This is a genomic window from Domibacillus mangrovi (assembly GCF_001906925.1).
GTDB lineage: Bacteria > Bacillota > Bacilli > Bacillales > Domibacillaceae > Domibacillus > Domibacillus mangrovi.
Window position 1 is genome coordinate 45490 of record NZ_MRWQ01000005.1, and the last position, 13321, is coordinate 58810.

Annotated in this window: 20 protein-coding genes; 1 reads left to right on the top strand and 19 read right to left on the bottom strand. The window is 38.2% G+C overall.

Features of this window, described 5'->3' with window-relative positions; genetic code table 11:
* Positions 1–91: 91 nt before the first annotated feature.
* The 18 genes from BLL40_RS05315 to BLL40_RS05390 form a co-directional block, all read right to left on the bottom strand.
* Entirely contained in the window at positions 92–451 is a 360-nt protein-coding gene (locus tag BLL40_RS05315) for a hypothetical protein (RefSeq protein ID WP_073710894.1), read from the bottom strand.
* A gap of 14 nt (positions 452–465) precedes the next feature.
* Positions 466–666, bottom strand: coding sequence for an XtrA/YqaO family protein (locus BLL40_RS05320; protein WP_073710895.1), 201 nt, complete (start codon positions 664–666; stop codon positions 466–468).
* Between the two features lie 198 nt (positions 667–864).
* On the bottom strand, positions 865–1158 hold the full coding sequence (locus BLL40_RS05325) for a hypothetical protein (RefSeq protein WP_073710896.1): 294 nt from the start codon (positions 1156–1158) through the stop codon (positions 865–867).
* A 12-nt stretch (positions 1159–1170) separates the two neighbouring features.
* Positions 1171–1614, bottom strand: coding sequence for a DUF1064 domain-containing protein (locus BLL40_RS05330; protein WP_073710897.1), 444 nt, complete (start codon positions 1612–1614; stop codon positions 1171–1173).
* Positions 1615–1691: 77 nt separating this feature from the next.
* A complete protein-coding gene (locus BLL40_RS05335; protein ID WP_073710898.1) occupies positions 1692–1913 on the bottom strand; it encodes a hypothetical protein in 222 nt (73 codons plus the stop codon).
* A complete protein-coding gene (locus BLL40_RS17515) occupies positions 1910–2083 on the bottom strand; it encodes a hypothetical protein (RefSeq protein ID WP_173799898.1) in 174 nt (57 codons plus the stop codon). The genes BLL40_RS05335 and BLL40_RS17515 overlap by 4 nt, the downstream gene beginning before the upstream one ends.
* Positions 2070–3413 carry a replicative DNA helicase gene (gene dnaB / locus BLL40_RS05340; RefSeq protein ID WP_245797900.1) on the bottom strand — a complete coding sequence of 448 codons (1344 nt, stop codon included), beginning with the start codon at positions 3411–3413 and terminating at the stop codon, positions 2070–2072. The genes BLL40_RS17515 and dnaB overlap by 14 nt, the downstream gene beginning before the upstream one ends.
* Positions 3367–3672 carry a replicative helicase loader/inhibitor gene (locus tag BLL40_RS05345; RefSeq protein ID WP_073710899.1) on the bottom strand — a complete coding sequence of 102 codons (306 nt, stop codon included), beginning with the start codon at positions 3670–3672 and terminating at the stop codon, positions 3367–3369. Before BLL40_RS05345 ends, dnaB begins: the two co-directional genes overlap by 47 nt.
* Positions 3669–4556, bottom strand: a complete 888-nt coding sequence (locus BLL40_RS05350; protein ID WP_073710900.1) for a hypothetical protein — start codon at positions 4554–4556, stop codon at positions 3669–3671. The genes BLL40_RS05345 and BLL40_RS05350 overlap by 4 nt, the downstream gene beginning before the upstream one ends.
* A 163-nt stretch (positions 4557–4719) precedes the next feature.
* Positions 4720–5610 (bottom strand): recombinase RecT, encoded by an 891-nt coding sequence (locus BLL40_RS05355; protein ID WP_073710901.1) that lies wholly within the window; start codon positions 5608–5610, stop codon positions 4720–4722.
* A gap of 14 nt (positions 5611–5624) precedes the next feature.
* Entirely contained in the window at positions 5625–6584 is a 960-nt protein-coding gene (locus BLL40_RS05360) for a YqaJ viral recombinase family nuclease (RefSeq protein ID WP_073711247.1), read from the bottom strand.
* Positions 6585–6688: 104 nt separating this feature from the next.
* Positions 6689–6910, bottom strand: coding sequence for a YqaI family protein (locus tag BLL40_RS05365; protein WP_143180089.1), 222 nt, complete (start codon positions 6908–6910; stop codon positions 6689–6691).
* A gap of 11 nt (positions 6911–6921) precedes the next feature.
* The gene (locus BLL40_RS17520; RefSeq protein ID WP_173799899.1) at positions 6922–7098 is read right to left on the bottom strand and encodes a DUF6906 family protein; all 177 of its coding nucleotides are present in this window, start codon (positions 7096–7098) and stop codon (positions 6922–6924) included.
* 275 nt (positions 7099–7373) lie between these two features.
* Positions 7374–7634 (bottom strand): hypothetical protein, encoded by a 261-nt coding sequence (locus tag BLL40_RS05370; RefSeq protein ID WP_073710903.1) that lies wholly within the window; start codon positions 7632–7634, stop codon positions 7374–7376.
* On the bottom strand, positions 7631–8149 hold the full coding sequence (locus BLL40_RS05375) for a helix-turn-helix domain-containing protein (RefSeq protein ID WP_073710904.1): 519 nt from the start codon (positions 8147–8149) through the stop codon (positions 7631–7633). The genes BLL40_RS05370 and BLL40_RS05375 overlap by 4 nt, the downstream gene beginning before the upstream one ends.
* The gene (locus BLL40_RS05380; protein WP_073710905.1) at positions 8146–8439 is read right to left on the bottom strand and encodes a group-specific protein; all 294 of its coding nucleotides are present in this window, start codon (positions 8437–8439) and stop codon (positions 8146–8148) included. Before BLL40_RS05380 ends, BLL40_RS05375 begins: the two co-directional genes overlap by 4 nt.
* Positions 8440–8512: 73 nt before the next feature.
* Complete coding sequence (locus BLL40_RS05385; protein WP_073710906.1) at positions 8513–8785, bottom strand: helix-turn-helix transcriptional regulator; 273 nt, start codon at positions 8783–8785, stop codon at positions 8513–8515.
* A gap of 11 nt (positions 8786–8796) precedes the next feature.
* Entirely contained in the window at positions 8797–9024 is a 228-nt protein-coding gene (locus tag BLL40_RS05390) for a helix-turn-helix transcriptional regulator (protein WP_073710907.1), read from the bottom strand.
* A 160-nt stretch (positions 9025–9184) separates the two neighbouring features.
* Between BLL40_RS05390 and BLL40_RS05395 the strand changes: the two genes are divergently transcribed.
* Positions 9185–9565 carry a helix-turn-helix domain-containing protein gene (locus tag BLL40_RS05395; protein WP_073710908.1) on the top strand — a complete coding sequence of 127 codons (381 nt, stop codon included), beginning with the start codon at positions 9185–9187 and terminating at the stop codon, positions 9563–9565.
* A gap of 430 nt (positions 9566–9995) precedes the next feature.
* Here the strand turns inward: BLL40_RS05395 and BLL40_RS05400 are convergent, their stop codons facing one another.
* On the bottom strand, positions 9996–13154 hold the full coding sequence (locus BLL40_RS05400; RefSeq protein WP_073710909.1) for an Eco57I restriction-modification methylase domain-containing protein: 3159 nt from the start codon (positions 13152–13154) through the stop codon (positions 9996–9998).
* Between the last annotated feature and the right edge of the window lie 167 nt (positions 13155–13321).

Consider the following 13321-nt stretch of genomic DNA (forward strand, 5'->3'; position numbering starts at 1 on the left):
TTTCTTAATGCATTGATCACTTTAATACACTGGAGAATCACTTAACAACGCGCAATGCGTTATTCAGTGTCCTCCAGTAAACTAATGGGACTTACTCTCTTATCGATATTAATAAAAGTGTTAACCCTAATGCCATTAGTGTGACTACATCAGAAGTTGCTGTGATAAAGTCCCTTCCTTTTTGTAGAATAATAAGCGAAATTGTTAAGGACATTGGAAATGAAAATGCAATTATTCCATCTCGAATCATTGCACTATTGCTCAGTATAAATTTTTGAATCCTTGTATTATTTTGAGGATTAATTTTTAATGTGCAGAAAAATTGAAAGAAATCTGCGCTTACCATAAAAAAAGCAAAAATAGCACAACCTACAATAAAAATAGATGGTATATTAATATCTATTCTAATCAGTGCTAATAAAAATATCATAGCTGCTAATGAAGAAATCAATTTGCTGTTAATCTTTAAAACTCCTCTCCCTCTTCCCGCCTCATTCGTTTCACCTTGCCCTGATGCGTGACGATCTTATATTCCCCATGCGGTGGCAGCTCTCTCAATTTGGCTTTCCCATCACAGATCACCACCACACAACTTCTTGGTATTTCCATTATATCCAGTTCTAGTCGCATAGTACTAGGATTAATTACTAATTCTTTTAAATTCACAAAAGACGCCCCCAGTCTGTTAAAATAGAATTGCGAGTACTATTTAACAAGCCGGGGACTTTTCCTGGCTTTTTTTGTATTACTTCCTTATTAATGGTTAAACTGTTTTCAAACGGAACATTTTGCTATGGTGATTCCTATGTTTTAAAGCTGGGGCAACCCAGCTATTTTTCTTTAAAACCCCACCTTCACATTTAACTACGCATCTTGCAGCATCCTCTCTCTTAACTCAGAAAACCATTCCTTGTCTGCCGTTATGATCGCTAAGTCGATTAATTCGTCATAATCCTCTTTCATCAGGGACGAGTCCAAGGGAATGATTAATCTCATTGAGCACGTAGCTGGAGCTGGTTTAATATTTTCAGGAATACCTTCTACAAACCGGGTGATTTTCGTCACGTGCACCGTCTCTGAATCTCGTGAAAAACTATCGATATAGCTCATATACCAGTACTTGCCGGACGCCGCTAAAACCCAATCTCCAATGTTCATTACGCCACCCCTTTAGCGTTTTCTTTTCCACAATCCACTTTTGTATTCCATGACTGTTACTTCCTGCCCGATCGCCTGTTCAAGCAGCTTTCTACGCAATGAGAAATCCCGTGAAGCAGGTCCACCTTTGACATCGACAATTTCTGTCCGGCCATCCTTGTAACACACTTTAAAATCAGCCGTGTATTTGGCCCCTGCCTTCGTTTTCTCGCCTTTTCCTGAGCAACGAGTACAATTGATTGGCTTCCATGTTTTCAAACTCTCCTGCTTGCCTGATCCGATACAGCGATAGCATGTGACTTGGTATGAAGGAATCACTTCGAATACCGGTTGCACTTCCACCTTTTCAATGTCTGGATCTGCCAGAAGAAGCATGTAATAATCGGCTTCAGCTTTGCTGTCAAAAAGAATACCGTCTACAAATGTTTTCTTTGCGTTCCAATTACGCGCTCTCATTTAGAAGCGTCCTCTTTTCATTCTGTATGTTTTTCATTGAATTTTGCACATTGTTAATTAAGTTATTTGTTATTTCTTCAATACCACGTTCCATCAGAAGCATAATTCCACCATTTTCCGTCTGTAAAATAAACCTCAACACAAGCATCCTGCGCGTTCCAATTCACTTTTGTCATGCTACCGGTTCCGTATTTGTCACGCTCACCTGGGCTCATTGACGACAAATGCTTTCGTTGCACATGCCAAAGCAATTTACGCTGAGCTTCGGTTAATTCGTTATAGCCTTTGATTTCGTTCACGCGGCTCCTCCTCTTTGCAAGTCCAGATATTTGTCAAACATGCGGATGCCTCTAATCAATTCAACCGGACTTGTATTACCGACTGCTAATATCATTTGTTCACTCGTCATCACCTTTCCTGTCAAAGCGTGATACCTTTTCAATGTTTCAAAGACTTCATGCCGGTTCATCGCCATATCTCCTCTCGATATTCGTAAACTGTGAATACTCTTTTATGAAGGCCAACTCGACTGTGCCAATCGGACCGTTTCGCTGTTTGGCCAGAATGACTTCCACGATATTTTTAGCTGAGCTTTCTTTGTCGTAATAATCATCCCTATACAAAAACGAAACAATATCAGCATCTTGTTCAATCGATCCGGAATCTCGTAAATCTGACATCATCGGCCGCTTATCCTGCCGCTGTTCAACTGCTCGACTTAATTGGCTGAGAAGGAGCACGGGTACGTCAAACTGACGAGCCATTTGCTTTAACTCTTTTGTGATATGTCCGACTGCTAAATCGTTCCGTTCAAATTTCCCGATTTGTGTAATGAGCTGCAGATAATCAATCACGACGATGTGCTTTTGATCGGGATGTTCCCGCTTTGTTTTCCTGACAACTGCACGGATGTCGGCAACGGTCTGTCGGGAATCATCGTGGATATAAATATCCCATTTGTTATAAGCGTCCATCGCGTGTTTGGCCCGCTGCTTGTCCTTATCCGTGAACAATTTGAATGTGTTTCGCCATTTCAAACCGTTGATGTTCCCGATGCTCGAAAGGAATCGTTTGATCAGCTGTTTTTGCGGCATTTCAAGTGAGAAAATGTCTGCAACGCCACCGTTCTCACAGCAGGCTTTTGCTAACCCAAGTGCATACGCAGTCTTTCCCATGCTCGGGCGTCCAGCAATTATGATAAGATCGCCGCCTTGCCACCCACCTGTCATATTGTCCAGTTCATGCAGGCCACTCGAAATCCCCGTTAACTCACCAGCATCCTCATACATTTCTTCATGAATTTCGTACAAGACGTCCGTTTTCGATTGCTCGTTTTTCCGTCCTATTTCCTGCGCCTCGATGAAGGTGCTGTATAGCTTTTCAGCTGCTTCCTCCGTCGGATTGGACAAATAATCCGATGCGGCACGGGTCATGAGTCGCTGCTTATAATGCTCAATTAAAATTGCCTGGTAGTATGGAAAATTGGCTGTAGTCGGTACAGATCCGGCTACTTCAGCCAAATAGCGCACACCGCCAACATTTTCAATCTGATCGTCCTTGACTAACTGATGCGTAACCGTTTGTACATCCACCGGCGTATTCAATTCGGACAGTTTTTTGATCGCTCCGAAAATAATTCGATTCGCTGACAACGTGAAATGCTCTATGGTCAATATCGTTTCGTATGCCAGATCCGGTTCAAGGAAGAAGGAGCCGATCACCGTACCTTCTACCTCTGCCGACTGATAAACGTCATGCGAATGGATTTGGTGGTTTAGGTCGGTTTTTCTCTCTCTCAATCCGTTCAGCCCCTTCACGTTCCCACTGCTTCACTTTCTCTAGATGCTCGTTTTTCGGTGCTTCATAAACCGATATTTCCGCAATCGACGGCGGGAATTTATTGTTTTTAATATGCTGTTTCAACCGGTAATTCACTTTTTCGTAATCCATATCTTGAAGCAATTCTGTCCAGAGAACCATTCGTTCATCGGTTACTTCAAAACGGGCATAAGCAGCATTAATGGTATTCAAAATTTGTTCGACCTGCTCAAGTGTCATGAACCTTCACCTCCCATTGGAATACGTCCCTCTCGTTTCAATCGAGCCATTCGTTCTGAAATAGATTCTTTCGTTTTCGGCTTCTGACTGCCAAATTGAACGATGTTTTGGTTTTTATGTTCGTGATAGCGCTTGTTGAGACTCCGCACACAAAACTTAAAATTCTGCACTTTGTCATATGGCCATTTTGAATTGTGTTCCAGTACGATTTCTTCAACCCACGTCATTAACATTTCAATTGGCACGTCCATTTCGACTGCTTTTTCGATAGCAAAAAGTTCGTCATTTTTTAAGTAAACACCTGAACCTCTCACTTTGATAAAACACTCGGCTAGCTTGTTTTTTCTTCTCTCAACTTCCGGTGATACTTTATTTTCGGTTACAGGCGCCCCGTCACTTTGGATTTGAGAATGGTTATTTTCTTCACGTGTGTCTACTACGCCTAATTCTTTAATTCTTACATTCTTGTTATTGTTCGGACTTCGTTCTGGGTTCGTTCTATTAACGTTCTTGGTTCCGTTCTGGGTTTCTTCTTCTTCGTTCGATAAATGCTGATAGGACGCGTAATTAATGATGGTAAACAGTGTTCCTAGTTCCGTTTCGTCTACAGTGATCATTCCGTTTTCAATCAATTTAGCAGAACACCTTTTTACGGTGCTTGTTGAGTACTGTTTTAAGCCCCTTCCTTCTTTGTAAGAAAGGTCATGAGCAAGCAGTCGATACGACCGAATATACTGCCCTTGCTTTAATACATGTCCATTCACTTTCACGCCATCTTTATGTGCCGCCTTGAGTAGTAGAAACGTAAACAAACGGAACGTCGAAACGTCGTACCACAGCTCATTGTCGAGTATCTTTCTGTGGAGCTTTATCCAGCCCTGCATGTACGTATTCACCGCCTTTATCTTTTTCTAAGTACCGCCTTCTTTTCTATCCTTACGAGCTCTAAATGCGGGTGAGAGGACTTGAAATAGCCCTTCACCCATTTGATGTAATCTTCATTGCTTTTTGACAACTGTCTGATGAACGATGGAATATCCAGCTCCATTATTTAAAGGGAAGATCGTCGTCTGAAATTTGAATCGCATCCAAGTCCATGTCTTTTGCTGACGGCTTTTTCGTTTCTTGCATTGGTTCTGGTTCAACGGATGTCTCTGGTTCTTCAATTAACTCATGCTGCACATCGATCACTTCGCTCATATCCGGCGCAATCTCTTGTTTAATCGTCGAGTCTGCTTCAACTGTTTTTTGAAACTCAATGGATTTTGGCGCATATTTCAGTACTTCTTTTAAGACGGTCTTCTTCGCCATTGCGTCGTAGTTGGTTTTCCACGGGCTTGTCCATCCTTTTTGAACCGCCTGACTAAACTTCTTTGCGTGCTGATCAATGCGTTCTCTCGTCCAGTACACAAAGTCGAAACCGCCATTTTGCAAATGATAAACAGCGTAGTAACCAATCGGCTCACCTTCTGGAATACTGGCCGGAACATGCTTCAAATCTTTATACAAACCGTATTCAAAGACCAATTCGTCGTTGGCGTACACCTCATGAGCATAAATCGCTTTGTATTGACCACTGCGGACGGCAAGATCAATCAAGCCTTTATAAGACAGCTGAAATTGAACCTGCTTTCCGTATGGAATTAAGTACGCTTGTCCAAGCCCTGTGTTTGGCTCTACACCAAGCTGAGCTGATTGCATGATTGCTGCTAGGAAGGACATTTGATCACATTCCAGAAGCTTTGGTGTAGTCCTTACAGCTGTTAAAGCGATACGGGCCATTCTATCTGCGTCCATGTGTTTTGGTAGAGCCCGCTGTATTTCAGGCCCCATTCGTTTTAATAAGCCGTTTAGTGACTGCTCAGGTGTGACTTGTTTTGCTGGTGCATTTTGCTGCTTATTCGCCAGCTCGTTTTTGATCGTTTTGTTCGTTGCCACGGTAAAACCTCCAGTTATTTAATTTTGAAAGGGCGGGAAATACTTTGTTTGATATATTGTTCAAAAATGTCCGGGCGTTCTTTTTTCAGTCGGGTTGAATCGATGCGATTTGAAACCTGTGACTTCCAGGTGATTTTCTGCTCACCAATAAAGGCTGTTTCATTTTCCTTCATCGCACCTTTCAGAACATTTTGGCATTCCGTCATCTTTTCTTTAATTTGTGATAAGTCTTCTTCCAATGCTTTATAAGAATCGATATACACTTGAAGATCAGATGTTAATTCAATTGTGCTGTCGGGTTCATGTTGCGGATACATCGCCTTGAGCAATTCACTTGAAGCAATGGATCCATCAAAGGCCGGTGGATTATTTGGAATCACGTAGTTCTCCCAAAACTCTTTTTCAATGTTGATCAGGTACGTAATCAATTCTTCATCGCGCTCAATGCGTTTATGAATGAATTTATTACCTCCGATGAGAACGGCAATCCACCATGCTTCATATCCTGTTACAGCCATATAATGCTGGCATTGAAGCAGATAGGAAGCCGGGATCTCATCGCCCTCCCATTCGCTTTTTAAGTATTCGGAAGCTGTTTTGCATTCGAGTCCCTCATTCTTGCCGACAATCAGCCGATCTACATTGGCATAAATAAACTCATATTCTGGATGCTTCAAGATCGCGTTTCGACGCCGTACTTTCAATCCCGTACGGCGGGAAAATTCCTGTGCAACCAAGTTTTCATTCAATACACCGAAGTAGGCTGCTTCACTGCCTTCTTCAAATCCGCCCTGATCATTGACTGAAAAGATTTCTTCAGATTCAATCTGATTCGTTTTCTCAAGGTAGACTTTCATCGGCGAGCTGTACTTATTGACACCAGCAATAGCGGCGCAATCGCTCCCCCCAATTCCGTTTCTTCTTTCCATCAACCAGTCATGCCGAGATAAATCCAACGTTGAAATGGCATTCATGTTCTTTGCCAATCAAATCCACTCCCTTGATTCAATTTTTAATGTGCAGTACAATATGAGTATTAAATAATTTCTTAACGGCCCGCCTCCGACAGCGGGTTTTTTCATGCTTCTGCCTGCTTCTCAATAGCGTCCATGAACTGGACTGCATATTCACTAAGATTTTGCTCGAGTACAATTGAGCCATCTTTCATAATGAAGTAAATATCATTACTCATGATTTCGTCTCCAAACATGTCCTCAACAGGTGTATCTCCTTCAATCTCACGCATATACTCTGGAAAGCCTGTCCGCTCAATTTGATCAACAATTGGATGGTTCATCATGTTTCCTCTTCTTAACCTATTTTTTCAACTGCGATATCCATTGGTATTACCTTGACTTGTTCAGTGTGACGATGCACAAGTGTATACATGCCATTATGCTTCTTGCTGATCAGCCAGTTGTTTGGACTCAAACCGTACGATAGGATGACTTTTCTTGCAGCACGTGATGGCTTTTTGCCATTCTTCATCTTTTTCACCTTCTCTCTGATGGATGATGTCCATCGATAGCAGCCGGAACAGGTACGAGGGGAAACCTGGCCCGATTGCTATCGACGAGCACCGTTTAAGTGCCCATCTTTAGAAAGTATGGTATAATATTCTTCAATTGGGATTTCTCTGACGACCACTTGGAAAAGCGTGTCGTCTTTATTTTTGTCTTCTTTCTGCTCTTCCTTCTCCTGTCGCCATACCCCAGTAGTAAGCCGATGCTGTAAGGACAAACGTGAGGACGATCCAGTCCAAGTTAAACAGTGTTTTTAATAGAAGTTCTTCCATTCCACACAACCCTTTCTGTCAGTACTCCGTGCTCTTGTAACTTTTGAATCATGTCATCTATTTTCTTCTGATGTTTACGTCTCTCTTGTACTCTTTCTAACTCCCGTAAACTATTTAATAGATCAACCGTGCAGCGTTTCGCTTCTACAATATCTCCAGTAACAAGCTGCTCCTCAATCCGATAAATAAGACTGTGTGCACAAATCTTTTCTTTCATTTCAGTTGTCATCGTTCATACTTCCTTGCCTTCAAACTGGCCCGCCATTCCCTGAAAAGACTCTTCATTGAAAAATCGTTATCTTTGCAAAGTTCAGCAGCTAAGTTAATCATGCTTGCAGCAGCATCCAGGAGTTCTTTTATGGTTTGACGAACATCCTCTTTCTCATGCTCTGTTCTGTTTTCTGAAGGTTTGTACCAACACATCATTTCAACCTGATCAATCGCTTCAATCGTTTCACTTTTAACAAGATGAACCATTGCCGCTGGGTGACGATCAATGACCGCTCCATTAAAATATGGAATGCTTACGTACCCCGTCGTTTCTTGCCATGTTTCAAAGTAAAATTGAGGATCATCTAATGCGCCGGCCACTCGTGGATACATATCTTTTGGGAACGTTCGCGTGCCAGTCTCGTATTTTGCTATAGATTCTTTTGAGACAGCCACTTCTTCCATTTCTGAAAGTGATCGTTGTGAATGCCCTGTCCGTTTTCTTGCATCTGCAATCTTTCTGCCAATCGTCATGCTAAACTCCTCCTCTTTTTACCTGCTAAACGTTGCTCCTCGAACCAAATAAGCAAGAATGCTTCTGCCTCTTTTGCTGGGTAATACCACTTGCACCCGATCTTGTGCTTCGGAAAGCGTGGATCATAAAAGAAGTTTTCTTGGATGGTGTTCCAGCTCATGCATACACGTCGCTTCAACTCCGATGTATCCCAGAGCACAAGATCTTTGTTTGCTTTATCTAGCTTCTTCTGTACTTCTTCACGGTAAATCTCCATCAATGCTGCTTCATCTACTGAAACTGAAATCATCCTCATCCCTCCTTTTGTACGAAACCTTATATTTTGAAAGTACGAGTAAAAAGTTATGATTAAATTAAGCTTCTCAATAATCCGGAAACAAAATTTCATATGGTAAATCAAAGAGCATTTCAAGTCCAATCGAGACATCAGCATTCGGCTTCCTTCGCCCATTCTCAATATGTGAGATTGTTGCTACCGAAACACCTAGCTCAGCAGCAACATCCGACTGACTCAACTTTCGTTTCTTGCGTTCGAAAATGAGTCGGTCCAACTTTATACTTTTCACGTTGCTCCATTCAGTACTGGATGCTTTTATTTTTTTCTTAGATTTCATTTTTCGTTTTGCGACTGGCATTTTGTCGCCTCCTAGCTGACTTCCTTATTTAGTTCCTTTAAGGAACATTCATTTGTAAAAAAAAGCGTCCAATCGAAAGCTAGTATTTTTGCGATACTTTTAGCGACTTTCACACTCGGGTTTTTGTTACCTTTTTCTAGATGTGTGTAAAAGCTTCGTGAAATACCAGCTTGCTCTGATACATCATCTTGTGTCATGTCTCGTTTATCGCGCATATCTTTCAACCATTTACGTTCCATTTCCTCACCTCCTTGTTCCTTTGAGGAACTATCTTAACCTCATTATATGTTCCTTTAAGTAACAAGTCAACAAGAAAGTTTCTTTTGAGAACATTTTAAAGAAAGTTTCTTTAAGTAACATTATAATTAAGAGATATTCCTCAAGGAGGATAAGATTATTATGATGATTTTTGCAAAACGATTAAAAATGTTGCGGGAAAACCGTAAAGAGTTAGACTCTAAATATACTCAAGGGTATGTCGCAGAAATTTTAGGTGTCGCTCGTACCACGTATACGGCCTATGAAAATGGAACCAAGCAACCACCTATGGAAACAGTCACTAAGATTGCTACTCTTTTTGAAACATCAGTGGATTATCTTTATGGACTAACAGATAACCTAATTCCGGAAGCGACAGACGACGAAAAAGAAATGATGGAGTTCTTTAAAGATCCGAACCTTAACCTCTTCTTCAAAGAGATGAAAGAAGCACCTGAGGACCAGCTAGAGGAAATGCGGCAGATTTGGGAAGTTATCAAAAAACGAGGTCTTAATAAATAAACACGCTGCGACGAATAATCTCCTATTCAATAGCTTAATAAAAACAACAACCCCGAACATGGGCATTGTTAAGTGTCCACTATTCGGGGTTTAGCTTATTTTAATAAGAGTTTTTTAGTTTACAGTTATAAATTATTGTAACGTTGAGTAGAAAAAAACACTAAAATTAAACAGCAGTTGTCCTTAAGTGACCTCTACCCTGTCAAGGTCATTATGTGAGTAAGATTATAACAGTTTTAAACTGAAAACGTTGATATTATAAGTTTTAACGCATAAGAATATCCGTTCAAATTGTTCCAATTGGGGATAGTTTGTTTGACTTTGTCCCCAGGTTGTCCCCCTGTAAAAATAGAACCTATATGTCACACAAGCCTAATGCCAATCTCTTCGTTTAGTAGATTTTTTATTACTGCATTGTACCTGGAATTTTTTATCCTAAATTGTAACCTTCTATAAGATTAATCTCTTCCGGCGTGAAAAAGAATAAGTCGTATATTTTTTTATTTATTTCATTTTCAACCATATTTACTTTATCTTCTACATTTTTTATTTCTTTTTGCTGTGTTTCAAACCATTCAAATAACTCATTCCCTTTTTCCAACAAAGAAAAATGTTTATTTTGTTTCTTAATTTCAGCTATAAATTCCATCGAATTTAGTTTATGAAAATTGATTAAAGCTTTTGTTATCTTAATATTAAATTCAGCTATAATTATTTTATGAGATGTATTTAATATTGATTTAAATTTCTTATTCAAGTTTATCAATTCCATAGAAAGCTCTGCCAGTTCATTTTGGACGTTCTCAGTAGCAATCGGAATTGGAAGATCATCTAAGTCACCTTTGGTTATTTTGGGAAATAAGGTTCTATTTGCTTTTACAGCTTTTCTTTTAAAATAAAAACTAATTACATTAGAATTTAACACAGCTAAAATATACTTAAGGTTGTATCCATTAATTTTAGGCAGGATGTTTAAAATACTTTTATTATTAAGGTATTTTTCAGTTACATACGTCGCTAAAATTGATTTTGGATATGACCCAACTACCTCTCTAATTAGTATTCTTCCCCCGCTAAAAATCTCAATTGTTCTCGGTTGTGACAGCCATTCTCCATATTTAAGCCAGTCACCTCCCCAACCCAAGCTATATCTTCCTACATCCCCTCCATTTAAATAAGGGTAGGTCGTACTATCATATTTATATGTATAATCATAAATACGATTTTTAACATCATCTTCTGATTGCTTAGGATTACCTTTGTTTTTTTCATAAGCTTGTAGCCCAGTTTTAGGCTCAGCAACTTCTTGTAACTTTTTGGATCTCTTTATTATTTTATTAATGATTAGATTGTCTTCTTCATCACTAATAAGATCATAAATATAATTTCTATTCTTCAGCCAATTACTTTGAGGTATTTCAATTACTGAGGAATGACTCAACTTTATTTTTTTAGACATAATATTGCTCACAGAGACAACATTATTTTTAGGACTTTTCTTTTGAAGTATGATTATTACTGTTTCAACATTCGCATCTGGAAAACTTATTCCGTAAAGATTAACAATAGATTTTATTACAGTATTTTTTAATAAGTATTTACGGAGTTCAGTAGCCGAATCAATACCTAACCAAGAGTTAGGTACAATAAAACCCAAATAGCCATTTTCTTTAAGAAGTTGTAGAGCTCTTTCAATGAACAACAAATAGGTATTAGGTTTATCTTGTTGCATTTGATACTTTTTAGAAAAGTAATCTTTTTCCTGTCTTGAAAAGTTATTGCCTCTTGACAAGACATATGGTGGATTACCTATAATGATATCAAAACCACCAGTTTCAATTACTTCTTTAAATTCGTTAGCCCATCTAAATGCAGTATCACGAGCAATTTCGGGATCTTCTATTAAGGAATCTCCAAATTTAATATTATTATTTAAATTCGTTAGTTTTTTATTAGGATTAGCTGTATTAAGCCATAAAGAAAGCTTGCTAATTTCCACTGATTCACGATTACGGTCTACTCCAAATAAATTTCCGTTTAATATATTTTTGTCTAAGTTTAAATCAATAAATTGAGGTTGTTGAAATGTTGCCTGAATTTCTTCATATTCTTTTGGCTCAATTCCTTTTAAAACATCAAAACTTCTCATTTGTGCATTAATAAATTCTTTCTCTTTTATTAGATAATCAAATGCTTGGTTTAAAAATGCACCACTCCCACAGGCAGGATCTATAATTTTAATATTATCCAATACTAATGAGTATTTTTGCCAAAACTCATAATTGCTATTTATTCTTCTTGTTCTGCCGGATATTGTTTCAGTATCTTTCCAATTTCTTAATTGGTTGTAACCTAACTCATGTTTTTTATCATCAATCCAATGCAAGAATGTGTTTTCTACTATGTATTTAGTAAGATATTCTGGCGTATAAAAGATCCCGTCACTTTTTCTTTTATTAGTATTATCGTTCTTTTTTAAGCCTTCGATATCAGATATGGACTGCTCGAATATATGCCCTAAGATATTAACATTAAGATTTTTATTAAAATCATGATTGGCTAATAATTTTATCATCTTAAAAACCCTATCAGGGATTTCTAAATAATAATCTAATACTGGATCGTGTTTAAACAGCTCTCCGTTAAATTGATTTATATTTTGGGCTTTGTCACCTACATCAATACTTCTAAATAACCCTTTCAAATAGTTCCATATGTTAACCTTTTCTATCTTTTCTGCTCCATCAATATATTCATTAAGTATTGTTGTTTTAAGTAATCCCCTACTTTGACAAAAACAAATAAAAATTACTCTATCTAATATTTTCTGGGCTTTTTCCAACAATAATAAATGGTCATATGAGGGGTTTTCTTCAATTAAGGCATTCCATAATTCAATTCGTGTATTACTATATAATTGATAAAACTTACTAGTAATTTTCTCAAGCTTTTTGTAGGCTTTTTCACTCAGCTCATTAGTTTTAGCCCCTAACAAATTCGCTTTACAAAGCAAAAAATGAAATTTTCTAAATAAATTCTTATTTACAGCTAATTCTTCTAGTAAAAAAGCTTCATAATATACAGTTGAACGGCCAACTTGATAAAGGCGTATTTCATAAATATTTGATACGATAATCCATTTACAACCATCGTGTTTAAAAGAATAGTTATATGCTTGTTCAACTGGAGTACCGTAATTTTTTTTAGACCTGTTTTGAGGAACATCAAGGTCTACTTCAGGACCTTTTATCTCTATAACGGTTAATGTTCTATTACTAACCTTGTCTTTTGTATAATATCCTAAAATTGCGTCGGCTCTTTGCGAATCGACTTCAGTTGAGCTTTCAATATTAATATTCCAAGAGTCCCCTCCAGAAGTTATGGGTTCATAAGAAAGAATTTTAATAAATATATCCTCAAAAAAATGGGACTTTAATTCTGATTCTGTTTTATTTTTTAATATATCCATGTTTCTAATCCAATTACGTTGCAAAATTTCCATTTTATTTTCAATTTCTTCTATCCTATATTGATTTAATCCCTCTTCATATGCCTCAGGTATAAAGAGGGGCGAATTATTTGTTTCCATTAGCTTCTCCTTTGTCAAAAATTCAATTATTTCTATTGGTTATGTTAAAATCCATTATAACCTTTATAACCAGTGTGTATATAGATGGAAGCCCTTATGCTTATTATGCGTGTCTGGACCGTCTACATTATCTAGACAGAAAAATTAAGGTCACGTACACTTGACCT

Excerpts from the sequence above, each read along its gene's own strand:
- BLL40_RS05365 (WP_143180089.1), bottom strand. The coding sequence starts at position 6,910 with ATGATGAACCATCCAATTGTTGATCAAATTGAGCGGACAGGCTTTCCA.
- BLL40_RS05350 (WP_073710900.1), bottom strand. The coding sequence starts at position 4,556 with ATGCAGGGCTGGATAAAGCTCCACAGAAAGATACTCGACAATGAGCTG.
- BLL40_RS05380 (WP_073710905.1), bottom strand. The coding sequence starts at position 8,439 with ATGATTTCAGTTTCAGTAGATGAAGCAGCATTGATGGAGATTTACCGT.
- BLL40_RS05370 (WP_073710903.1), bottom strand. The coding sequence starts at position 7,634 with ATGACAACTGAAATGAAAGAAAAGATTTGTGCACACAGTCTTATTTAT.
- BLL40_RS05345 (WP_073710899.1), bottom strand. The coding sequence starts at position 3,672 with ATGACACTTGAGCAGGTCGAACAAATTTTGAATACCATTAATGCTGCT.
- BLL40_RS17515 (WP_173799898.1), bottom strand. The coding sequence starts at position 2,083 with ATGAACCGGCATGAAGTCTTTGAAACATTGAAAAGGTATCACGCTTTG.
- BLL40_RS05395 (WP_073710908.1), top strand. The coding sequence starts at position 9,185 with ATGATGATTTTTGCAAAACGATTAAAAATGTTGCGGGAAAACCGTAAA.
- BLL40_RS05360 (WP_073711247.1), bottom strand. The coding sequence starts at position 6,584 with ATGAATGCCATTTCAACGTTGGATTTATCTCGGCATGACTGGTTGATG.
- BLL40_RS05325 (WP_073710896.1), bottom strand. The coding sequence starts at position 1,158 with ATGAACATTGGAGATTGGGTTTTAGCGGCGTCCGGCAAGTACTGGTAT.
- BLL40_RS05330 (WP_073710897.1), bottom strand. The coding sequence starts at position 1,614 with ATGAGAGCGCGTAATTGGAACGCAAAGAAAACATTTGTAGACGGTATT.
- BLL40_RS05375 (WP_073710904.1), bottom strand. The coding sequence starts at position 8,149 with ATGACGATTGGCAGAAAGATTGCAGATGCAAGAAAACGGACAGGGCAT.
- BLL40_RS05385 (WP_073710906.1), bottom strand. The coding sequence starts at position 8,785 with ATGCCAGTCGCAAAACGAAAAATGAAATCTAAGAAAAAAATAAAAGCA.
- BLL40_RS17520 (WP_173799899.1), bottom strand. The coding sequence starts at position 7,098 with ATGAAGAATGGCAAAAAGCCATCACGTGCTGCAAGAAAAGTCATCCTA.
- BLL40_RS05400 (WP_073710909.1), bottom strand. The coding sequence starts at position 13,154 with ATGGAAACAAATAATTCGCCCCTCTTTATACCTGAGGCATATGAAGAG.
- BLL40_RS05390 (WP_073710907.1), bottom strand. The coding sequence starts at position 9,024 with ATGGAACGTAAATGGTTGAAAGATATGCGCGATAAACGAGACATGACA.